The organism is Pseudomonas veronii, assembly GCF_001439695.1.
Classification (GTDB): domain Bacteria; phylum Pseudomonadota; class Gammaproteobacteria; order Pseudomonadales; family Pseudomonadaceae; genus Aquipseudomonas; species Aquipseudomonas veronii.
The window spans coordinates 60,797-82,700 of the sequence record NZ_JYLL01000007.1 but is presented as its reverse complement, the minus strand read 5'-3'; the positions used below and the strand labels follow the sequence as shown (position 1 = coordinate 82,700).

At 62.6% G+C, this 21,904-nt stretch carries 20 protein-coding genes; 9 read left to right on the top strand and 11 right to left on the bottom strand.

The window, feature by feature from the left end; genetic code table 11:
• Window positions 1–64 precede the first annotated feature (64 nt).
• Window positions 65–202 carry a hypothetical protein gene (locus TU80_RS33035; protein ID WP_003175756.1) on the bottom strand — a complete coding sequence of 46 codons (138 nt, stop codon included), beginning with the start codon at window positions 200–202 and terminating at the stop codon, window positions 65–67.
• A gap of 648 nt (window positions 203–850) precedes the next feature.
• Between TU80_RS33035 and TU80_RS11570 the strand changes: the two genes are divergently transcribed.
• Entirely contained in the window at window positions 851–2,266 is a 1,416-nt protein-coding gene (locus tag TU80_RS11570; RefSeq protein ID WP_057004518.1) for an amino acid permease, read from the top strand.
• 110 nt (window positions 2,267–2,376) lie between these two features.
• The gene (gene arfB / locus TU80_RS11565) at window positions 2,377–2,790 is read left to right on the top strand and encodes an alternative ribosome rescue aminoacyl-tRNA hydrolase ArfB (RefSeq protein WP_017847165.1); all 414 of its coding nucleotides are present in this window, start codon (window positions 2,377–2,379) and stop codon (window positions 2,788–2,790) included.
• On the opposite strand, the gene TU80_RS11560 is transcribed toward arfB, so the two are convergent.
• The 4 genes from TU80_RS11560 to TU80_RS11550 all read right to left on the bottom strand — a co-directional run bounded on the left by TU80_RS11560 (window position 2,787) and on the right by TU80_RS11550 (window position 4,944).
• Window positions 2,787–3,983, bottom strand: coding sequence for an MFS transporter (locus TU80_RS11560; RefSeq protein ID WP_017847166.1), 1,197 nt, complete (start codon window positions 3,981–3,983; stop codon window positions 2,787–2,789). The two genes, arfB and TU80_RS11560, sit on opposite strands and share 4 nt — an antisense overlap.
• Window positions 3,984–4,086: 103 nt before the next feature.
• Window positions 4,087–4,269 carry a hypothetical protein gene (locus TU80_RS11555; RefSeq protein WP_046382277.1) on the bottom strand — a complete coding sequence of 61 codons (183 nt, stop codon included), beginning with the start codon at window positions 4,267–4,269 and terminating at the stop codon, window positions 4,087–4,089.
• A gap of 74 nt (window positions 4,270–4,343) precedes the next feature.
• Complete coding sequence (locus TU80_RS33690; protein ID WP_017847168.1) at window positions 4,344–4,472, bottom strand: hypothetical protein; 129 nt, start codon at window positions 4,470–4,472, stop codon at window positions 4,344–4,346.
• A 160-nt stretch (window positions 4,473–4,632) separates the two neighbouring features.
• Entirely contained in the window at window positions 4,633–4,944 is a 312-nt protein-coding gene (locus TU80_RS11550) for an Mpo1-like protein (protein WP_017847169.1), read from the bottom strand.
• A gap of 160 nt (window positions 4,945–5,104) precedes the next feature.
• Here TU80_RS11550 and TU80_RS11545 point away from each other — a divergent pair, with 160 nt between their 5' ends.
• Window positions 5,105–6,163, top strand: a complete 1,059-nt coding sequence (locus TU80_RS11545) for an AraC family transcriptional regulator (RefSeq protein WP_046382278.1) — start codon at window positions 5,105–5,107, stop codon at window positions 6,161–6,163.
• Here TU80_RS11545 and TU80_RS11540 read toward each other — a convergent pair.
• A complete protein-coding gene (locus TU80_RS11540) occupies window positions 6,120–7,574 on the bottom strand; it encodes a TrkH family potassium uptake protein (RefSeq protein ID WP_057004517.1) in 1,455 nt (484 codons plus the stop codon). The two genes, TU80_RS11545 and TU80_RS11540, sit on opposite strands and share 44 nt — an antisense overlap.
• 157 nt (window positions 7,575–7,731) lie before the next feature.
• Between TU80_RS11540 and TU80_RS33400 the strand changes: the two genes are divergently transcribed.
• Window positions 7,732–9,456: a dermonecrotic toxin domain-containing protein gene (locus TU80_RS33400; protein WP_234427182.1), complete on the top strand. Its 1,725-nt coding sequence runs from the start codon at window positions 7,732–7,734 to the stop codon at window positions 9,454–9,456.
• Entirely contained in the window at window positions 9,410–11,968 is a 2,559-nt protein-coding gene (locus TU80_RS33395) for a dermonecrotic toxin domain-containing protein (RefSeq protein ID WP_234427183.1), read from the top strand. Before TU80_RS33400 ends, TU80_RS33395 begins: the two co-directional genes overlap by 47 nt.
• A gap of 78 nt (window positions 11,969–12,046) precedes the next feature.
• Here the strand turns inward: TU80_RS33395 and TU80_RS11530 are convergent, their stop codons facing one another.
• The 5 genes from TU80_RS11530 to TU80_RS11510 form a co-directional block, all read right to left on the bottom strand.
• Window positions 12,047–13,390 (bottom strand): imelysin family protein, encoded by a 1,344-nt coding sequence (locus TU80_RS11530; protein WP_057004516.1) that lies wholly within the window; start codon window positions 13,388–13,390, stop codon window positions 12,047–12,049.
• Between the two features lie 127 nt (window positions 13,391–13,517).
• Complete coding sequence (locus TU80_RS11525; RefSeq protein ID WP_017847174.1) at window positions 13,518–15,569, bottom strand: putative bifunctional diguanylate cyclase/phosphodiesterase; 2,052 nt, start codon at window positions 15,567–15,569, stop codon at window positions 13,518–13,520.
• Between the two features lie 203 nt (window positions 15,570–15,772).
• The gene (locus TU80_RS11520) at window positions 15,773–15,955 is read right to left on the bottom strand and encodes a hypothetical protein (RefSeq protein WP_017847175.1); all 183 of its coding nucleotides are present in this window, start codon (window positions 15,953–15,955) and stop codon (window positions 15,773–15,775) included.
• A gap of 156 nt (window positions 15,956–16,111) precedes the next feature.
• Window positions 16,112–16,708, bottom strand: coding sequence for a superoxide dismutase (locus TU80_RS11515; protein ID WP_017847176.1), 597 nt, complete (start codon window positions 16,706–16,708; stop codon window positions 16,112–16,114).
• A gap of 178 nt (window positions 16,709–16,886) precedes the next feature.
• Window positions 16,887–17,486 (bottom strand): LysE/ArgO family amino acid transporter, encoded by a 600-nt coding sequence (locus TU80_RS11510; protein ID WP_057004515.1) that lies wholly within the window; start codon window positions 17,484–17,486, stop codon window positions 16,887–16,889.
• Window positions 17,487–17,586: 100 nt separating this feature from the next.
• Here TU80_RS11510 and TU80_RS11505 point away from each other — a divergent pair, with 100 nt between their 5' ends.
• The 4 genes from TU80_RS11505 (at window position 17,587) to TU80_RS11490 (ending at window position 21,879) form a co-directional block, all read left to right on the top strand.
• The gene (locus TU80_RS11505; RefSeq protein WP_017847178.1) at window positions 17,587–18,480 is read left to right on the top strand and encodes a LysR family transcriptional regulator ArgP; all 894 of its coding nucleotides are present in this window, start codon (window positions 17,587–17,589) and stop codon (window positions 18,478–18,480) included.
• A gap of 52 nt (window positions 18,481–18,532) precedes the next feature.
• Window positions 18,533–19,531, top strand: coding sequence for an NAD-dependent epimerase/dehydratase family protein (locus TU80_RS11500; protein WP_046382282.1), 999 nt, complete (start codon window positions 18,533–18,535; stop codon window positions 19,529–19,531).
• 127 nt (window positions 19,532–19,658) lie between these two features.
• Window positions 19,659–20,504, top strand: coding sequence for a hypothetical protein (locus tag TU80_RS11495; protein ID WP_057004514.1), 846 nt, complete (start codon window positions 19,659–19,661; stop codon window positions 20,502–20,504).
• 115 nt (window positions 20,505–20,619) lie between these two features.
• Window positions 20,620–21,879, top strand: a complete 1,260-nt coding sequence (locus tag TU80_RS11490) for a D-mannose isomerase (RefSeq protein ID WP_057004513.1) — start codon at window positions 20,620–20,622, stop codon at window positions 21,877–21,879.
• The last annotated feature ends 25 nt before the right edge of the window (window positions 21,880–21,904 follow it).

Here is a 21,904-nt window from a genome sequence, read left to right as displayed (position 1 = left end):
CCTTGTGTGCCTTGGGTAAGGGGGCAGGCGCAGCGCACTGCGCCTGCCGGATGCCTGCCGGGGGTTAGAACGGCCACATCGCGGTGCCAAAAGGCACCACGGCATCGGCTTGCATCATTTCAACGGCGGCCTCATGGGTCGGCGCTTCAAACCAATCGTCAAGTTGCAGTTCGGTTTCCAGGTCGTTTTCCAGTGCTTGCATGGTGTATCTCCTAGAGGACGTTGTTTGAGAACGGCTTACCCGCGGGCTTCGCAGGGCAAGTGAAAGAACCTAGGTGAGAGTGTTTCGGAATGCAAAAATTTTATTGACACGGTCTCATTTGGATTTTTTGTTCTGTTTTTGGCGCGCCATTTTTTCCCCATGCAAAACAGCGCACTGGGGCAGGCGAGTGTTCGGATATGTCCTACCGCCAATTTTTTGTGAACTGACAGATACTGGCTGGGTGTAACGCCGATTTTCCGCGTTGTAACGATTGATTTACGCAAAAGGCCTGCGGTACCGGGCCGGCACCGCGCTGTAAGGAATACCTGACAGATTGTCGCGGATGCTCGCCAGGGCCGTCCGCAAGCGGTCGAGCGGTGTACAATGCGCCGCGTTTTACTGTGACCCCCTTGCGTAACCGCGCAAAAGGCCAAGACCTCAGGGTTAATCCACCCTGATCACTCCGCCTGGCCACGAGCCAGACGGGTTCGATTTCGTCACAGATAAAAACAAACAGGTGACGCATGACCGATAGAACGACGCTGTATTCCTGGTGCCTGCGCTGGGGTTTGAGCGGCGCTGCTTGAGTCGCACATCAAGGCAGCAACCTGCATTCAACATCATCAAACCTTGCGTGAGAGCCTTTTCATGAGTGGACCCGATTCCTCTTCAGGCGAACTGAAACGTGGCCTGAAAAACCGTCATATCCAGTTGATCGCCCTCGGTGGTGCCATCGGCACCGGCCTGTTCCTGGGCTCGGCCGGGGTGCTCAAATCCGCCGGCCCGTCGATGATCCTGGGCTATGCCATCTGCGGCTTCATTGCCTTCATGATCATGCGCCAACTCGGCGAAATGATCGTCGAAGAGCCGGTAGCCGGTTCCTTCAGCCACTTTGCCCACAAATACTGGGGCGGTTTCGCCGGCTTCCTGTCGGGCTGGAACTGCTGGATTCTGTACATCCTGGTGGGCATGTCGGAGCTGACGGCTGTCGGCAAATACGTGCATTACTGGTGGCCGGAGATTCCGACCTGGGTGTCGGCGGCGGCGTTTTTCGTGTTGATCAACCTGATCAACCTGGCCAACGTCAAAGTCTTCGGCGAGGCTGAGTTCTGGTTCGCCATCATCAAGGTGGTGGCCATCGTCGGCATGATCGCCCTGGGCAGCTACCTGCTGGTCAGCGGCAGCGGCGGCCCGCAAGCCTCGGTGAGTAACCTGTGGGAACACGGCGGCTTCTTCCCCCACGGTGTCGGTGGGTTGGTGATGGCCATGGCGCTCATCATGTTCTCGTTCGGCGGCCTGGAAATGCTCGGCTTTACCGCGGCCGAAGCCGACCAGCCACGCACCGTGATCCCCAAGGCGATCAATCAGGTGATCTACCGCATTCTGATCTTCTACATCGGCGCCCTGGTGGTGCTGTTGTCGCTGACGCCGTGGGACAGCCTGCTGGCGACCCTCAATGCGTCCGGCGATGCTTATAGCGGCAGCCCGTTCGTGCAGGTGTTCTCGATGCTCGGCAGCAACACTGCCGCGCATATCCTCAACTTTGTGGTGCTGACCGCCGCGCTGTCGGTGTACAACAGCGGCACCTACTGCAACAGCCGCATGCTGCTGGGCATGGCCGAGCAGGGCGACGCGCCGCGGGTGTTGGCGAAGATCGACAAGCGCGGCGTGCCGGTGCGCTCGATCCTCGCCTCGGCGGCGATCACCCTGGTGGCGGTGCTGATGAATTACCTGGTCCCGCAACACGCGCTGGAACTGCTGATGTCGCTGGTGGTGGCCACGCTGGTGATCAACTGGGCGATGATCAGCTTCTCCCATTTCAAGTTCCGCCAGCACATGAACCGCACCGGCCAGGTACCGTTGTTCAAGGCGCTGTGGTATCCGTATGGCAATTACCTGTGCCTGGCGTTCGTGGTGTTTATCCTGGTGATCATGTTGATGAGTCCGGGGATTCAGGTCTCGGTGTATGCGATCCCGGTGTGGGTGGCGTTCATGGGGCTGTGTTACTGGATCAAGAACAAGCGCCGCGCGGATCAGCGTCTGGCGATGGCCGCGCTGGAGTAACCCTTCGATGCTGTTGAGCAAACCCGGCCGCGTGCCGGGTTTGTCGTTTGAAGGGATGGGCGGGGCGCATTCGCGTATCCTTGGGCTCCCCTTAGAGGAACCCGTTGCTCATGCTGGTGATTTCCAACAACGTCCACTTGCCCGACGCCGAGATCGAGCTGACCGCCATTCGCGCCCAGGGCGCCGGCGGGCAGAACGTCAACAAGGTGTCGAGCGCGGTGCATCTGCGCTTTGATATTCCGGCCTCGTCGTTGCCGGAATTCTATAAGGAGCGCTTGCTGGCACTGCGCGACAGTCGGATTACCAGCGACGGCGTGCTGGTGCTCAAGGCCCAGCAATACCGCACCCAGGAACAGAACCGCGCCGATGCACTGGAGCGCCTGGTGGAGTTGATCCTCAGCGCCACCAAGGTGGAGAAGAAACGCCGCCCGACCAAACCGACCCTGGGCTCGAAGAAACGCCGCCTCGAATCCAAGACCAAGCGCGGCAGCATCAAGGCCGGGCGCGGCAAGGTCGACTTCTAGGCGTCGCGCGCCTCGCGGGCCTTGGGGGCTTGCCGGTACAGGTAGACACTCAGCAGCAACCCGACCAGGGCGGCGAGGGCGGCGAACAGGAAGATCGACGCAAAGCCAAAGCCGGCCGCCACGGCCCCGGCCAGCGGGCCGGTGATCCCCAGCGACAGGTCGATGAACAGCGAGTACGCGCCCACCGCCGAACCCCGGCTGGACGCAGGCACCAGATTGACCGCCTCCACTCCCAGCGCCGGAAACACCAAAGAAAAACCGAAGCCGCTCAACGCCGCGCCCGCCAGTGCCCACGGCGCATCCGGCGCCAGCCACAGCAGCAGCAAGCCCAGCACCTCCACCGACAGGCAGGCGATCGCCACGCGAAAGCCGCCGATGCGGTTGATCAAATTGCCGAACAACAGGCGCGCGCCGATAAAACTGGCGCCGAACAGGCTCAGTGCCCACACCGCGTTATCCCAATGCTGGGTGGTGTAATACAAGGTGATGAAGGTGGCGATGGTGCCAAAGCCGATGGAGCCCAGCGCCAGTGCGCAACCGTGAGGCAATACCCGGCCCAGCACATTCATGAAAGGCAGGCGCACCCCGGCGACAATCGGTGCCGGCTCTTTGCGCCACGCCAGCAGCAGACCCACCGCCGCCAGCAGCAGGATACTCACGCCCATGCTCCACAAGCCGAGGTGACGCACCAGCAGCACCCCCAACGGCGCGCCGACCGCCAGGGCGCCATAGCTGGCGATGCCGTTCCACGAGATGACCTTCGCCGTGTTCGCCGCCCCCACCCGGCCAATGCCCCAGCCGATGGCGCCCGAACCTACCAGGCTTTCGGCACTGCCCAGCACCAGGCGGCCGATGAGCAGGCTACCCAGGCTCAGCGCCGGCAGGCTGGAAAACCACGCCGCGAGCAACATGAACACGCCGCTCAGGCCGCAGCCCGCCAGGCCGATCAGCACGGCGCGCTTGCTGCCCAGGTTATCGATGATGCGCCCGGCATACGGCCGGCTCAGCAGGGTGGCGAGGTATTGCACACTGATCACCAGCCCGGCGATCACCGCGCCAAAGCCCAGCTCACTGTGGACATAGCCCGGCAACACGGCCAGGGGAATGCCGATATTCAGGTAGCCGATAAAGGTGAACAACACGATGGAAACAACTTGCAGCGTGACCGCCATGGGGCGCTGGGTATCTGGCATGGGAAGGGTCCACTGTCGCAGCAGGTAAAGATAGGCTGCTAATGATACCGATGCTTTGGCCCGCGCAGGGCAGTAAAAAGCCAATACGTCGGTCTAAACCGCGTCAGGACCGGGCAGGAGCGAGCAATTGCGTGGTGACCAGGGCGGCCAAGGCGTTTTCCTGGGTGCCGAAGCGCTTGAGCAGCAGGGCCTGTTTGTCCGCGTTGAGGCGGTTCCATACGTCGACCATCTGCAGGGCAGTGTCGAGTATGGCGGCGTTGGGGCTATCGGAGTGGTTGTCGGTCATGGCGGGTATCTCGGGAATTTCAGGCAGTGTGGAAAGCGCTCAAAGGTGCGCTTTCCACACGGTCTGGTACGGCGTCAGTCCTGGCTTTCGCGGTCGACTGGTTTTGCTTCTTTGGCCTCAGGCTGCTTGTCGCCGGCCTGCTGCGGTGTTGGCTGCTCTGTTGGGTGCAGGCTTGGGAAGGGGAGATTAGGTATCTCGTGCATCGTCGTCGCTCCTCGCAAAGTCTGTTTTTTCAATCGCAGGTGATTCCGCGCTCTCAAAAAGCCTTGGCAGGATACAGCACTGTAAATGACAAAAAGACTTTTATATCGACGGATGGACAAAGCGTCATCGTTAAAGCACAAGTGACCAGACGTCGCACCACTAGAACGGCACTTTGCCCAGGATCATGTCGCGGTACATCACGAAATCCCCGAGCAGGCTGTAGAACGGATGCTGGAAGGTCGCCGGGCGGTTCTTTTCGAAGAAGAAGTGGCCCACCCAGGCGAAGCCGTAGCCGGCGATGGGCACCGCAATCAGCAGGCCGAGGGCGCCTTTGCCCAGCACATACGCCAGAAGCCCAATCACCAGCGTGGTGCCGATAAAGTGCAGGCGCCGGCAGGTGCTGTTGCCGTGTTCTTTCAGGTAATACGGGTAAAACTCGGCGAAGCTATTGAATTGCTTGGTATTTCCCACGGCGGTCGGCCCTCTGATTGTTATACCGTCGAACAGTTGTTCGGCGGGGAGCTTATTTGAGTCTAGAGTGATCAGTGGTAACAGCCAGTGACATTAGATGCCACTTTAGTATCCTTGCCTTCCTGGCTGCGGTTTCAGCCTGCTTTATTAAGAAGACGCCATGAGCGAACGAACAACTTCTGCAAGCTGGGCGATGGGGATAGTCAAGGCACTGGAAATGGACGGCCTGGATTGCCAGGTGTTGTTCAAACAATTGGGCCTGGACTATGCCGCCCTCAACGACCCCGATGCGCGCTTTCCGCAAGACTCCATGACGCGGCTGTGGCAGCGTGCCGTGGAATTGTCGGGCAACCCCGCGATTGGCCTGAACATGGGCAAAGTGGTGCGCCCGGCGTCGTTTCACGTGACCGGTTACGCGCTGATGTCCAGCAACACATTGGCGGAAGGCTTTATGCGCCTGGTGCGCTACCAGCGGATCATCGCCGAAAGCGCTGACCTGAGTTTCCGATTATTACCCGAAGGCTATGCGCTGATTCTGACAGTACATGGCGATCACCTGCCGCCCACCCGGCAAAGCGCCGAAGCCTCGCTGGCCTGTGCGCTGGCGCTGTGCGGTTGGTTGACCGGGCGTACCCTGCAACCGCGCAAGGTGCTGCTGCAAGGTGAACAACCCGCCGACCTCGCGCCCTACAAACAGGCGTTCCATGCGCCCCTGGAATTCAACGCAGCCTATGACGCGCTGATTTTCGAGCGCGCCGACATGGAAGCGCCGCTGCCCACCGCCAATGAGGCAATGGCGCTGCTGCACGACCGGTTTGCCGGTGAATACCTGGCGCGCTTCTCCGAAAGCCGTGTGACCCACAAGGCGCGGCAGGTGCTGTGCCGCCTGTTGCCCCAGGGCGAACCCAAGCGCGAAGTGGTGGCCCAGACCCTGCACCTGTCCCAACGCACGTTGCAGCGACGTCTGCAGGAAGAGGGCACCAGTTTCCAGACCCTGCTGGACGACACCCGCCGCGAACTCGCCGAGCAATACCTGGCGCAGCCGAGCATGACCCTGCTGGAGATCGCCTATCTGCTGGGCTTTGCCGACCCGAGCAACTTCTTCCGCGCCTTCCGCCGCTGGTTCGACGCCACGCCCGGCGAGTACCGCGCGCGCTTGCTGGATGCGTCGACGGTCAGTGACGCCAGAACGCCGGGATGCACAGAACAAAGACTGTAATGATTTCCAGCCGGCCGAGCAGCATGCCCAGCGCCAGGATCCACTTGGCCGCGTCCGGCAGGCTGGCGAAGTTGCCGGCCGGGCCGATGGTTTCGCCCAGGCCCGGGCCGACCCCGGATACCGTGCTGGCGGCGCCGGTCAGCGCGGTCATCCAGTCCAGGCCGAGCAGCGACAAGGCCAGGGCGATCATGCAAATGGTGATGGCGAAGAAAAACGAGAAGGTCAGGATCGAACGCACGATCTCTTCGTCGAGGCGGTGGCCGTTGTACTTCTGCTTGATCACCGCGCGCGGGTGAATCAACTGGTTCAAGTTGGCCTTGAGCAGGATATAGGCGACCTGGAAGCGGAAGATCTTGATCCCGCCCGCCGTTGACCCCGAGCAACCGCCGATAAAACCCAGGTAGAAAAACAGCATCAGTGAGAAATTGCCCCACAGGCTGTAGTCCCCCAGTGCAAAACCGGTCGTCGTCACCACCGACGTCACGTTCAGGGCCACATGGCGCAGCGCATCCAGCCAGTGCAGGTTGGTGGTCCACCAGTACCAGGTGCCGAGCACCAGCCAGGTCACCAACAGCAAGGCGAGCAAACCCTGCACCTGCTGATCCTTGATCAACGCCCGACGGTTGCCGCGCAACGTGGCGACGTACAGGGTGAACGGCAGGCTGCCGAGGATCATCACCACCACCGCCACCCAATGCACCGCCGGTTGTTTCCAGTGCGCCAGGGACTCATCGGAGGTGGAAAACCCGCCGGTGGAAATCGCCGACATCGCATGGTTGATCGCATCGAACAAGCCCATCCCGGCCCACCAGAACGCCAGGCTGCCGAGGATGGTGATGCCCACATACGCCGCCACGATCAGCCGCGCCACCATGTGCGAACGCGGCATGACCTTTTCCGAGCGGTCCGAGGACTCGGTCTGGAACAGGCGCATGCCACCAATGCGCAGCAGCGGCAGGATCGCCACCGCCATGCCGATAAAGCCGATCCCGCCGAGCCAGTGCAGCAGCGAACGCCACATCAAAATGCCGGGCGACATGGTGTCCAGCCCGCTCAACACCGTGGAACCGGTGGCGGTGATGCCGGACATGCTTTCAAAAAACGAGTCGGTGTAGCTGATGTTCTGCGTCAGGAAAAACGGCAGCGCGGCGAAGATGCACACCACCACCCAACTGCTCACCGTCAGCAGGTACATGTCCCGGGGACGCAGGTGGATATGTTCCGGGCGACCGGGAATCACCAGGGCCAGGCCGGCGATAAAGGTAATCAGGCTGGCCCACAGGAACGACGGCAGGTCGCTGGTGCGTTCGAAGATCACCAGGATGGCCATCGGAACGACCATGGCGATCGCGAGGGTGATCAGGAAGATGCCGATGATGAAGCCAATGATGCGAAGGGTCGGCAACGCCATGAAGTCTGCTCGGGTGACAGGGGAAGGGCGCCATTCTACCTGGGGTGCAGGGCATGTAAACCTTGGCCGCCGATCGGCGGCGCGTAGCTATGTAGCGCATGGTTCAGAGGGGGCTTAGGCACGATGGGCTGGTATGTTTCCTATTCGAGAGGCCACCATGCCGTCTGATTTATTGTTATCTGCACCGCCAACTGTCAAGGACGCACCGCAACAGGTCGCGTTGCGCGAACAGTTAATGGCGCTCGACCGCCAGATCGCCGAGCAGTTTCAGTCGCCACCGACGTTCCATTCATTTGTGCAGCATGCGTTCGAGCAAGCATTCCCGACCTTGACGCCCAGCCTCGATGTGCGCCACGCCTTCATCCGACTGCCGGAGACGCCCATCCCGCCAGCGACGTCAGAGGCGCAACCGCCCACCGAGGCCGAGTTGCTGCCCACGCTGTTCGATGCGGTGGTGCAACGTATCACCGCTGACCAGCCAGCGAGTTATGCGGGGCGCATGGCGACCCTGCATCGGCTGCCGGCGACGGGCGAAGCGCTGCTGCCCTTGAGCGGTATCACCCCCGCCGGGCTGGATAAATTCCTCGACCGCCTGGCCGCCGGGCTGAGCGCTTCTTACAGCGCTTTCGTGCAAGCCTTCTGGACGCGCGCGCGCAGCCTGACCGATGCGCGCACGCAGAAACAATGGTTGGTGCAAACCCGTATCGAACTGCTGAAAACCGAAGTGGCGCTACTGGCTGCCGACCGCCTGCTCAGCCCCGCCGACCAGGACCTGTTCGCCCTGGTACTGCGTCACCCGCACGCCCAGGCACGACAGGCGCTGCGCGCTGACCGGCCGTGTGTCTACGCGGTTGCCCTCAAGGGAGCTCCCGGCGCTGCGGACCTGACCTTGCGCGGCGCCTTTGTGCTGACCTCCAGAGACCCAGAACAAGCCGTGGTGAGGGCGCAGGAGGCGGTCGAGCCGGCCCGGGTGCGCCCCGTGGACCCAAGCATGAACGTCGGCACGCTGCTGCTGTTTCTGCCGGACTCCGGGCTTGAAGCGTTTGACTCCCTGGCCAGCCTGGATCGGGAGCTGCATCGGCGTTTGAACCACCCCGTCGAATTCGCCGCGGTGCTCGCTGGCCTGGCGGTGGCGGACCAGGCGCAAGGCTTGGCCCTGCATCGTCAGCTCAAGGCCACGGGGCAGGTGGTCTACCATGAACAGCTCGAGTCGCCGTTCGTTGAGAGTGTCGAGGCGCAATGCCGGTTGATGCTCGACAACTTCACCTCAACCCTGTCGCGCTACCCGTCACCGGTCGACCCCATCGAAGTGGCCGAGCTGCCGCAGGTGCTGGACCGGGTCACGGACCCCGCTCGCCTCTTCAGTGCCGGCGGGGTGTTGTGGGGCCGCGAAATCAAGCGCGGGCAGGCGCAGCTCCGGACCTTTCTGCACGACGCATCCCCCGCCGATAAACAGGCGTGGCGCGCCGCGATGGCCGATTATTACGAGCTGCTGTCGCGCCTGCCGGACGCCGAGGGCTTGCCGTCGCTGGCGCAATTCAGTGATAAACCGACGCTGCTGGCATACGCCAACCAACAGCTGCGCATTCGCCTCAAGGCTGACTATGCACTGGACATCGACCCCGACACTGTCCGCGTACACACCAAAGAACCGTTCGTGCCGGCGACTGTCGTGGTTCCGGGCGCGCCTGCTCCGGCGCCGCGCGAGCCCGGTACAGCGTTGTTCCGGCAGCGAAGCCGCACGCTGACCGAGCTGGCCCTGGAGAATCTCGGCGGGCTGGATTTCAACTTCACGCACTTTTCCAGGCTCAGTGAAAACACGCGCAAAAAGCCTGATGAAGCACTGCTCCCCGAAGATCTGGAGGCGGCCCCGGCCCTATGACGGGCTGACCCTGCAACAGGTCAAGGATCTGGTGCGCGCGGTCAATGTCGGACAAGGTTACGACACCTTTCTGAAGGACCGCCTTATCACCTCGCCCGCTGCGCTCGCGCAAAAACACACCTATGGCCAAGTCATGCGGCGGCAACTGCGTCTCGACGCCATCGAGGCCAAGATCCACGGCGACTTCCTCCCGGACCGCCTGGACCGTGGCTTCAATTGGGTGCGGGCGGTGCTCGATGCCCCCGTCGACAGTGATCGGCGCGAGCGCGTCGACGGGCATCGGATTCTCGTGCAGCACTTGAAACTGCGCGGTCAGCGCGTGCGCGGGGTACTGCTGTTCGGCACGGCCGCCGCCGGGGTCGGCTCGATCGTTGTGTACACCCCGCAGGCGCCCGACGGTCGCGTGTTCCACGAGTACGCCAAAGACCGCCTGATGAGCGACTTCATCATCAACAGCAGCTGGCGCGCCTACCTGCTGGGGCGCGTGGAACGGGCCTTCGAGCCTCACGTCCGCGCCGTGCTCAGGGGCCGCGGCGACGTGTCGATGGTGAGCCTGAGCCGGATTGCCGACGACTTCTTCGAGGAGGCTTATGAGGCTGAAGCGAACTGCGTGATCAACGACGCCGCCGCGCAAGCGAAGAGCACCCGGCAAGTCGACATCGAAACCGGCCTGAACGTCGCCACCGTGGCCTTCGACGTGCTGTCCATGGTGCTGCCGGTCAGGATCATGTTGCCGATCGGTTTGGCGCGCAGCCTGTTTTCGGTGTTCAACGCCGTCGAGGCGCTGGACCTGGGCGACCGCGCCGGTGCCGCACAGTCTTTCGTGCGCTCGCTGGGCGAGCTGGTCGGTGCGCTGGTGGACGGCGCGGTCGGCGCCCGCGCACCGGTGGCGGGCTCCCGGCCAAGGGCGTTGCCGGCGGAGATGGCGCTGGGGAAAAAGCCCGAGGGTGTGGCGCCGTTGGCCGGATGGGAAGGCCAGGGCGTGTATCACGCGCCCTCGAACGCCGCGGGTGCCCAGCACTACTTCCTCAATGACGGTGGGCGTTGGTACTCGATCCTCGATGACGGCGACAAAGCCGCCTGGCGGCTCAGGGACGCACGCAAGCTGACGCAATATCACTACGCGCCGATTCGGCGGAATGCGTCGGGGCAGTGGGAAATAGGTTCCCATCCGCTAGCCGGACTCAAGGGCGGCAACGCGCCGGAGCGTGCCCTCAGGGACCTTTACCCTCGGCTGGATGAGGTGCAGGCCAGACGCGTGTTTGAGTCGTTCAACTTCCCGGCGGGGCGCGAAATCGAATATCGGCTGGCCCTGGTCGAAAACCTGCGTCTGAGGCTCTCCACGGCGGCCTTCGAGACTTATCTGAACGTACCGCTTCTGCGGTTTCAGTGGCGTCTGGACGGGATTGATCTGCCAGACCTGCCGGTGGTGGCGACCCGCCATCCGCCGCCCGCCGAGCTGCCACCGAGCCTACCGACGCCACCACGCGCCAGTACCCGTGTCGCGGCGCCCGAGGCCACGGCGGTGCGTCCTGCAAACGAACAATTCATCGAGTGGGGCAGAACCCTCGACGTGGCCGAACTCGAGGTGGTGGATGCGACGCGGGGCATCTATCGGCGGGTTGCCGGTGATCCGCAGTGGCTGGGGCAGGAATACATCAAGATGGACCAGCGCTATTTCGCGATTTTGCCCCGCGACCCCAGCGCGCCCAACGACGTATTGATTCGTGACCCGAGGCGGCCGGCCATGCATTTCCTGGATCTGGAAAACCTGCTGCTCTCCGGCATTTACAATCAGCCCCGACAGGTGAAGTTTGCCACCGGTGACGGGCTGTGGGTCGTCGCCAGTGGCGTGGCCTTGAAAAAACTGGTCACCGCCTATGTGCGCGAGGCGTTTGCGCTGTTGACCACCCGCAGCCAAGTCGAACTCGCCCAGATCCTGTTCAATCGGGCCAACCCGGGGGGCTTGACCCAACTGGGCCTGCGCTCGCTGATACGCACCCTGCGGGACTGGCAGTTCTGGCTGCCCACGGCGCAGGGGCGGTTGGCCGATCCGTTTTCGTTGCTGCCGCCCATCCACACGCTCAGCGACGGCAGTTGGCTGTTACCGACCGCGCCCGGGCATTACCGCCGCCTGGACTTTCGTCCGGAGCCCGTCGCGGTGCCGCTGTTCAACGCGCTCCCGCCCGGCTCGGCCGGCTGGTTGCGGAGCTTGATGAGCGAGGTGGTGAGCCGCTGTCGCTACGGCGTGCTTGGCGGCTATGACGTTGCCGGCGAGCTGCTGTTCCGGCGTGCGGGGGATGTCAGGCTGTATTGGTTGAGAACGCGGCGTGTGGTCGGTGAGCGGATTGCCGCCGACGCGCAGGTTGCGCCCTACCGCAGCTTGATGGATGAGCCGACGCGAACCCTGGTCGCCCAGGCTGAGGCCAGTCATAACCTGGTGCCGCTGATCGGCGGCATCCAACTGACGACGCCCATCGCGTCGCCGCAGATTTTTATCATTCGGGTGTAATGCCTTCGACTGCGGGCGTAAAAAAAATGCCCCGAGCGAGTCGGGGCATTCTTTATGGCACTTAGGCGTCGGCAGTGATCAGAACTCGTGATCAGCGCTATCCGGGTTCAGGTCGCTGATCCCCAGCTTGCCGGCAGCCGCTTCGATCGAGCCGGTCTGCTTGACCAGTGCGGCGATGGCGTCCCGCACGATCTGGTTGCCCGCGTCGTTACCCGCAGCGATCAACTGGTCGTAGTGCTCACCCTTGTTGGCGTGGTCAACCATGACCTGGATCTTCGCTTCGGTCGCCGCCAGGTCCGCTTTCAACGCGGCGTCGGCGGCAGGGTCGGCCTTGGCCACCAGGGATGACAGGCTGGCGCCGGTCATTTTGCTGCCGTCAGTGCGGGTGTACTCGCCCAGGTAGACGTTGCGGATGCCCTTGGCGTCGTAGAAGTGCGAGTTGTGGGTGTTGTCGCTGAAACAGTCCTGCTCGTCTTCCGGCGAGTTGGCTTCCAGGGACACCTTCATGCGCTCACCGGCCAGTTCGCCGAGCGACAGGCTGCCCATGCCGAACAGCATTTTGCGCAGGCCGTCGGTGGCCGGTTCGGCCTCAAGCGTGGCGCGGTAGTTGTCTTCGACGTTGGGTTTCCAGTTGCCGACCATTTCTTCCAGGTCGCTGACCAGCAACTGCGTCACGGCGCGCAGGTACGTGCGGCGGCGCTCGTTGTGGCCACCGGTTGCACCGTCGCCGGTCATGTAGTCCGACGCAGGACGGTTGCCGGCGCCCGGGCCGGTGCCGTTCAGGTCCTGGCCCCACAGCAGGAATTCGATGGCGTGGTAGCCGGTGGCGACGTTGGCTTCGGAACCGCCCAGCTCATTGAGGCTGGCGAGTTTTTCCGGGGTGATGTCCTTGACGTCGACCTTGTCTTCGCCGACCTGGATCTCGGTGTTGGCGATGATGTTGGCCGTGGCGCCAGGGTTGCCCAGCGCGTGCTCGTAGGATTTGTCGGTGTAGTCGATCAGGCCTTCGTCCAGGGGCCAGGCGTTCACTTGGCCTTCCCAGTCGTCGATGATGGTGTTGCCGAAGCGGAACACTTCGCTCTGCAGGTACGGCACGCGCGCGGCGACCCAGGCGGTACGGGCGGCTTTGAGGGTCTCGTCGTTCGGGTTGGCGAGGAAGGTGTCGATCGCGGTTTGCAGGGTTTTTGCGGTGGATTCGGCATCGCTGTACACCGCGAACACCATGTCAGCGTAATGCGCGACCACGGCCTTGGCGGCGGTTTCGTCGACCTGGCCGGCAGAGGTGGCAGCCGCCGGAGCGGCAGTGCTGGCGGCCGGGGTCGGCGCCTGGGGCGCGGCGGCCTTGTCTTTACCTTCGCCGCAACCGGCGAGCGAAATGGCAATGGCCAACAGACTGGCGGTGGCCAGGGGCATACGAATCATGGCGAACATCCTGCATCGGTCGTTGATAGGGCGCGCGGGGGCCGCGCAAAACTGCAACATAATGCGAAAGATTTGCATTTTCTGTAAAGGGTTATACGAGGGAAATCTCAACTATCGTTTGGTCGTGTCAGAGAATGGCTGCGTTATTGCGCTCGGCCTGCTTCAAATACGCCGCCAACTCCCGTGCCGGCAACGGTTTGCTGTAGTGGTAGCCCTGACCTTCATGGCAGCCCTCGGAGATGATGTAAGCCTCCTGTTCCGCGGTTTCCACGCCTTCGGCGATCACCTGCATGCCCAGGCTTTTACCCAATTGGATAATCGCGCGCACGATGGTGGCGTCGTCGTCATCGTCGAGCAGGTCCTGCACGAAGCTCTTGTCGATCTTGATCTTGTCCAGCGGCAGGCTTTTCAGATAGCTCAAGGATGAATAGCCGGTGCCGAAGTCATCGATGGCGATCAGCGCGCCGGAGCGGCGCAGGCTCAGCAGGTGTTGCGCGGCGGTGCTGATGTCTTCCATCAGGCCGGTCTCGGTCACTTCCAGTTCCAGGCTGCGCGGCGGCAAGCGATAGATCTGCATCAGGTTATTCACCACCCGTGGCAATTCGGTGTGGTGCAGTTGCACGGTGGACAGGTTGACCGCCATGCGCAGCTCGGTGAAGCCTTGGTCGTGCCATTCGCGCAATTGTCGACAGGCCTGGTCGAGCACCCATTCACCGATCGCGATAATCGTGCCGTTCTGTTCCGCCAGGGGGATGAACAAGTCTGGCGGCACCAGGCCGTGTTCCGGGTGCTGCCAACGGATCAACGCTTCGACGCCGACCACGCGGTGGTCGCGGTAGCTGATCTGCGGTTGGTACACCAGGTAAAACTGATTGCGGCTCAAGGCGTCGCGCAGGTCTTTCTCCAGTTCGCGGCGTCGGCGCATTTCACTGTCGACACTGGCGATATAGAACTGATAGCGGTTGCGCGAGCGGCTCTTGGCCAGGGTCATGGTCTGTTCGGCTTTTTGCAGCAGTTTCTCGGTGCTGTCGCCGTCTTCCGGGAACAAGGTGATGCCGATGGTGGCGCGTAGGCGAATCTGCTCGCTGTCGAGGGCAAACTCCGCTTCCAGGTCATCGAGGATGCTTTGCGCCAGCTCGGCGGCTTCGTAGGGCTGATCGATATCGGCCTGCACCAGGGCGAACTGGTCGCCGCCGAGGCGGGCGAGGGCGCCGAGGCGGCCGCTGTGGGCGCGCAGGCGATCGGCCAGGGCCAGCAGCAGCTTGTCGCCGGCCTGGTAGGTGAACTGCTCGTTGACGCTTTTGAAGTCATCCAGGCCCACGCACAACACGGCGACGCGGCGCTGCCGACGGCCGGCGTCGATCAGGATCTTGTCCAGTTGCTCCTGCAGTTTCTGGCGGTTCGGCAGGCCGGTGAGAAAGTCGTACTGGGCCATGCGCAGCAGGCTGGATTCCGCTTCATGGCGCAGGTGGGTGTTGCGTTCGATGGATTCGAGCAACTGGTTGGCCGTATTGATCCACAGCCCCAGTTCATTGCGTTCGTGGCCCTTGAGCTGGGGGATCTTGTGTTCGCTGGGGCGGTCGGGGTTGATCGAGGTCAGGTGTTCGATAATCCGCGACAGCGGCTTGGTCAGCAGCCAGTGATACACCAGGTACAGCACCAGGCCCATGGCCAGTGCGCGCAGCACCCCGGAAATAAAAATGATCACCGAGCTGACAATGAAACCCTTGCCGTAGGTGGCCGTGTCGAGCGTGATGCTCAGGTCGCCGTAATACTCGCTATAGGGGCCTTTGCCGACCAGGGCGGTGGTGAACGTGCGCTCCTGGCCGAGAATCAGGTCGGTCAACCAGCGGCTGGAGGATTGCTGCAAGGCGCGGTTTTTTTCCGCGAGCATGGTTTCGTTGGGATGGCCGATGGAGGCCATGCGGACCGCGTCGTCCTGAAACAGACCTTCGATCACCTGCATGCCCATCTCGCGGTCCAGGCTGTAGACGGCCTGGGTCGAGGGGTCGCGAAACATGTCGAGGATGCGCTGGGCATCATCGGCCACGGCCTGGCGCGTCTTGTAGGCATCGAAAACGATCTGCGCCACGCTCAGCGCCACGCCCACGATCAATGCCGACAGCAGCACAACCCGTAGCAACTTCACCGACAAGCTGTTTTTGAGTTCCAGCTTCAAAGGGGCATTCCTTGTCTCATGCGGGTGGCCTTCAATATGCCATGAGTATTGGCAATCTGGTGATGGCAGTCAAAGGAACATTGCGGCGCGATGCTCCATGACGCCATGGTGGGCCGGTCTGTTGCAGGCGGGGTCGTCAGGCGAGGGGGGAATTCAAGTGATGGCGGACTGATTTTGCTCCGCCACCGTTCACGCTTTCCCAATCAGAATTTGATTTGCTGCTGTTGATTCGTTGCGCTGCCGGCAGCACTCGTTGCGTTTTTCAGAAGGTCTTTTGCGACATTCATGGCCATACCGGCGGCTTGTTCAGCCAACGGCATTAGCACGGGGGCGAGTGCTGCGGCTGCGGAGGCTGCTGCTCCTAATCCTGCTGCGCCTGCGATCATAAGTTAATTCTCCGACATTGAATGAAAGGGACATTCCTCTCACTGCCTGGGTGGCAATTTCCGCGCAGTTGGTTCCGTCATGCCCGGCTGGCGCCGCCGTCGAACGCACAAAAAAAAGCCCGGCAATCGCCGGGCTCTTTTTACTGCAAGGGGTGCTTAGGCAGTGAAGGCCTTGCCTTCGAACTGCTCAGCCACGAACTTCCAGTTGACCAGGTTCCAGAACGCTTCCACATACTTTGGACGGGCGTTGCGGTAGTCGATGTAGTAAGCGTGTTCCCAGACGTCGCAGGTCAGCAGCGGGGTGTCGCCGCTGGTCAGCGGGTTGCCGGCGCCGATGGTGCTGGCCAGAGCCAGGGAACCGTCAGCCTTTTTCACCAGCCAGCCCCAACCGGAACCGAAGGTGCCGACGGACGTCTTGGTGAATTCTTCTTTGAACTTGTCGAACGAACCGAACGCAGCGTTGATGGCTTCAGCCAGTGCGCCGGTCGGTTGACCGCCGGCGTTTGGCGCCAGGCAGTTCCAGTAGAAGGTGTGGTTCCAGACCTGAGCGGCGTTGTTGAAGATGCCGCCCGAAGAAGACTTGACGATTTCTTCCAGGGTCTTGCCTTCGAACTCGGTGCCAGGCACCAGGTTGTTCAGGTTCACGACATAGGTGTTGTGGTGCTTGTCGTGGTGGTATTCCAAGGTTTCCTTGGAAATGTGCGGCTGCAGGGCATCGTGTGCGTAGGGCAGCGGCGGCAATTCGAAAGCCATGATGATTCTCCTAATCAGGTCAGTTGCGGTGAGCGCAAGGCCGATCACGGGCGGCCAAACAAGCGCCGGGGAGTTTGTACTCTTTGCGGCGCAGGGTCCGGATCATAGCACCCGGGGTGTGGCAAAACCACGCAACAACTGTGTGGGATAGAGGTTCCAGAGCGTTTTGGAATATTCATCATGCGCTGATCAATTGATAGGCCACGCTGAACATCATCCCCGCCACCAGAAGGTCGAGCAGGCGCCACGTCGTCGGACGTGCCAGCCACGGGGCCAACCAGGCGGCGCCGAGCGCCAGCGTGGCGAACCACAGGAACGAAGCGCTGGCCGCGCCGGCCACATAGGCGCCGGGTTCGGTCTGTTGGGCGCCCAGCGAGCCAATCAGCAGCACGGTGTCCAAGTAAACGTGGGGGTTGAGCAACGTCACCGCCAACGCGCTGAGCAACACGGCGCGCAATGAGCGCACCTTGAGGGCGTCGCCTTGGTCGAGGCTCTGTTTCGAACAGGCCCGCCGCAGCGCGCAGGCGCCGTACCACAGCAGGAACGCGGCACCGCCCCAGCGGGCAATCCCCAGCAGGATCGGGCTTTGCGCCAGTATCGTCGCCAGGCCGAATACCCCGGCGGCCACCAGCAGCGCATCGCAGACCACACACAGGGCCGCCACCGGCAGGTGGTGTTCACGACGCAGGCTTTGCGCGAGCACAAAGGCGTTCTGGCTGCCGATGGCCATGATCAGCCCCAACGCGACCAGCAGGCCGTTCATATAGCTTTGCCACATAGTTGAAGATCCTTGCTCAAGCCGAAACGATGCTGGCTATCTTCCCTGGCATGGCTGTATAAGAAAAACCAATATTGCTGATCGCTCATTAGAGAAACTGATGTTCGACTATAAATTGCTCTCCGCCCTGGCGGCGGTGGTGGAACAAGCCGGCTTCGAGCGCGGTGCCCAGGTGCTGGGGTTGTCGCAATCGGCGATCTCCCAGCGTATCAAGCTGCTGGAGGCACGGATCGGCCAGCCGGTGCTGGTGCGGGCCACACCGCCGACGCCGACCGATATCGGCCGGCGCCTGCTCAACCATGTGCAACAGGTACGGCTGCTGGAGCGCGACTTGCAAAGCCAGGTGCCGGCGCTGGATGAAGAAGGCATGCCCGAACGCCTGCGCATCGCGTTGAATGCCGACAGCCTCGCCACCTGGTGGGCCGAGGCCGTCAGCGACTTTTGCGCCGAGCAGCATTTGCTGCTGGACCTGGTGGTGGAAGACCAGACCGTCGGCCTCAAGCGCATGCGCGCCGGTGAAGTGGCGGCCTGTATCTGCGCCAGTGAACGCCCGGTGGCCGGGGCGCGCAGCCTGTTGCTGGGCGCCATGCGCTATCGGGCGCTGGCGAGTCCGGCGTTTATCGCACGGCACTTCCCCAACGGTGTGCGCGCCGATCAACTGGCGCGCACGCCGGCCTTGGTATTCGGCCCGGACGATTTCCTGCAACACCGCTACCTGGCCGCGCTCGGGGTGGACGGCGGTTTCGAGCACCATTTGTGCCCGTCGTCCGAAGGGTTTATCCGCTTGGCGGAAGCCGGGCTCGGTTGGGGCCTGGTGCCTGAACTGCAGGTCGGCGACCAGCTGCAAAGGGGCGTATTGGTCGAGTTATTGCCAGATAAGCCCATCGATGTGCCGCTGTACTGGCATCATTGGCGCAGTGGCGGGCAACTGCTGGGTTTGTTGACCGACCATCTGGCCCAGGCCTGTGGTCAATGGTTGGTGCCGTTGGACTGATGGCGGGCGTCAAGGCAACAGCGATGAAAAACGAAAGAACACGGAGTAATACATGAAGATTCTGGTCACCGGCGCAAGCGGCTTCATCGGCGGGCGCTTTGCGCGTTTCGCCCTGGAGCAGGGCCTGGACGTGCGGGTCAACGGGCGGCGCGCCGAAGGTGTGGAACACCTGGTACGGCGCGGTGCCGAGTTTATCCAGGGTGATTTGAATGATGCCGACCTGGTGCGTGAACTGTGCCGCGATGTCGAAGCCGTGGTGCATTGCGCCGGCGCTGTCGGGCTGTGGGGGCGCTATCAGGATTTCCATCAGGGCAATGTGCTGGTGACCGAGAACGTTGTCGAAGCCTGCCTCAAGCAACGGGTCGGGCGCCTGGTTCACTTGTCGTCGCCATCGATCTATTTCGACGGCCGCGACCACCTGGGGCTGACCGAAGACCAAGTGCCCAAGCGCTTCAAGCATCCTTATGCCGCCACCAAGTACCTGGCCGAGCAAAAGGTGTTCGGTGCCCAGGAATTCGGCCTCGAAGTCCTGGCCCTGCGCCCGCGTTTTGTCACCGGCGCCGGCGACATGAGCATCTTCCCGCGTCTGTTGAAAATGCAGCGCAAGAACCGCCTGGCCATCGTCGGCGACGGCCTGAACAAGGTCGACTTCACCAGCGTCCACAACCTCAACGAAGCGCTGCTCAGCAGTCTGCTCGCCACCGGCTCGGCGCTGGGCAAAGCCTACAACATCAGCAACGGCACCCCGGTGCCGGTGTGGGATGTGGTGAACTACGTGATGCGCCAGATGGACTTGCCCCAGGTGACGCGGTATCGGTCCTACGGTTTGTCCTACAGTATCGCCGCGTTGAACGAGGCATTCTGCGCGCTGTGGCCCGGGCGCCCGGAGCCGGCGTTGTCGCGCCTGGGCATGCAGGTGATGAACAAAGATTTCACCCTCGACATCAGCCGCGCAAGGCATTATCTCGACTATGACCCCAAGGTCAGCCTGTGGACCGCGCTCGACGAGTTCTGCAGCTGGTGGAAGGCCCAGGAACCGGGGCTGAAGTAAGCTCACAAGCAGCAACACATCGGGAACCGAATTCAGGGTTCCAGGTCGATCAGTGCGGTAGGACAGCGGTTTATACTGCCGCCGCTCGGCTTTTCAGATAGCTATCTCACCGATTCAGGGTTGATTCATGCGTAACGATGCCAACGACGATTTCGACAATGTTCCCAGCCTGCGGGCCGACTCCTTGGACGATGATGATTTCGTGCCGACCGCCGCCACCTCCGTGCGTTCGCGCAATACCCCTGTGGTCAAGGTCAAGAGTGCCAGTACCGGGCCGCTGTGGGCCTTGGTCGGCGCGCTGCTGATCGCCTTTGCCGGCCTGGCCTGGTGGAGCTTCCAGCAGATCTCCCTGATGGGCCAGCAACTGGTTGCCACCCAGGAAAGTTTTGCACGCATCAGCGAAGAAGCGGCGGGGCGCCTGCAGGATATTTCCGGCAAGTTCGTGGCCAATGAGGCCAGCGTGAACAACGGCAGCGAAGCGCTGAAACTGCAGATCAAGCAGCTGGAAACCCAGTTGCTGGAGCAGGGCAAGCAGCAAGTCGGCGTGGCCGGCCAGGCCACCGAACTGGACAAGCGCCTGGCCCAGATGACCGCCAGCACCACCGACCTGTCGAACGCCAACGCCAAGCTGCAAGGCCAGGTGCAGGCGTTGACCGACGCCGTGGCCAGCCTCAAGGCGGCACAAGGTGAGGCCGCCAAGCGCGATGCCGAGATCAGGGAACTGGTCGCCGACGTGGCGGCCCTGAAGAAACAGGGCAACCCGAGTGCAGCCATCGCCCGCCTTGAACAAGACCTGGTGGTGCTAAAGAGCGCGCAGGACAACCAGCCGGGCAATAGCGATGCGCCGACCAATAAAGAGTTCGATGTGTTCCGCATCCAGACCACCCGCAATATCACCACCTTGCAGAGCCAGGTGCAGAACCTGAACCAGCGCCTCAATGCGCCGGCCGCAGTCACGCCGATCGGTCAGTAAAGGGCTTGGGGGAAATGTCACCATCTGGTGACATTTCCCTGGTCCTTCGTTACATGTGCTCACCTCGCCCTTGTTTAGACTCCGGTCATCCCACAAACAATAATAAGGGCTCCCCATGACCACCCAACCACTGCCTGCCAGCAGTTGGCTGAACGCACCTGCCCACCACGCCTGGCTCGCCAGCGAAGGCCAGCGCCTGCTGTCATTCGCCAAGGCTTCGCGCTTGCCCGACGGGTTCGGCAACCTGGACGATAAAGGCCAGTTGCCGGCCGATGCCGTTGCCGAGACCATGAACACCGCGCGCATGACCCATAGCTTCGCCATGGCTCACGCGATGGGGTTGCCCGGTTATGCCGGGCTGGTCGAGCATGGGGTGGCCGCCCTCAGCGGCGCGCTGCGCGATAACGCGCACGGTGGCTGGTTCGCCACGCCCCGTGCGGTGGATGGCAACCGCACCAAAGCTGCCTACCTGCACGCCTTTGTCGCCTTGGCCGCCAGTTCTGCGGTGGTCGCGGGCGCACCCGGCGCACAAGCCCTGTTGAACGACGCGATCCAGATCATCGAGCAGTTTTTCTGGAGCGAGGAAGAGGGCGTCATGCTCGAATCCTTTGCCCAGGACTGGAGCGGCGTCGAAGCCTATCGCGGCGCCAACAGCAACATGCACGCGACGGAAGCGTTCCTCGCCCTGGCCGACGTCACCGCCGACACACGCTGGCTGGACCGCGCGCTGCGCATCGTCGAGCGCGTGATCCACACCCACGCCGCCGGCAACCAGTTCATGGTGATCGAGCACTTCGACGCCCAGTGGACACCCTTGCGCGGTTACAACGAAGACAACCCCGCCGACGGCTTCCGCCCCTATGGCGTGACCCCCGGCCACGGCTTCGAGTGGGCGCGGTTGCTATTGCACCTGGAGGCTGCGCGCCTGCGGGCCGGGCTGGCCACGCCGGACTGGCTGGTGACCGACGCCAAAGGCCTGTTCGCCAGCGCCTGCGACAGCGCCTGGGCCGTGGATGGCGCCCCCGGCATCGTCTACACCCTGGACTGGAACCAGCGCCCGGTAGTGCGCGAACGCCTGCACTGGACCCACGCCGAAGCCAGCGCCGCCGCGCAGGCCTTGCTCAAACGCACCTTCGAGCCGCATTACGAAACCTGGTACCGGCGCTTCTGGGAGTTTTGCGACAGCCATTTCATCGACCGTACCCACGGCAGCTGGCACCACGAACTCAGCCCGCACAACCAGCCCAGCAGCAAGATCTGGGGCGGCAAACCGGACCTGTACCATGCCTGGCAAGCGGTCCTGCTGCCGGCGCTGCCGTTGGCGCCGAGCATGGCCAGTGCGTTGGGTTCCGGGTGCTATGTCACCAAGTGGTGACATTTGTGCATCCCTTTGTTACCTG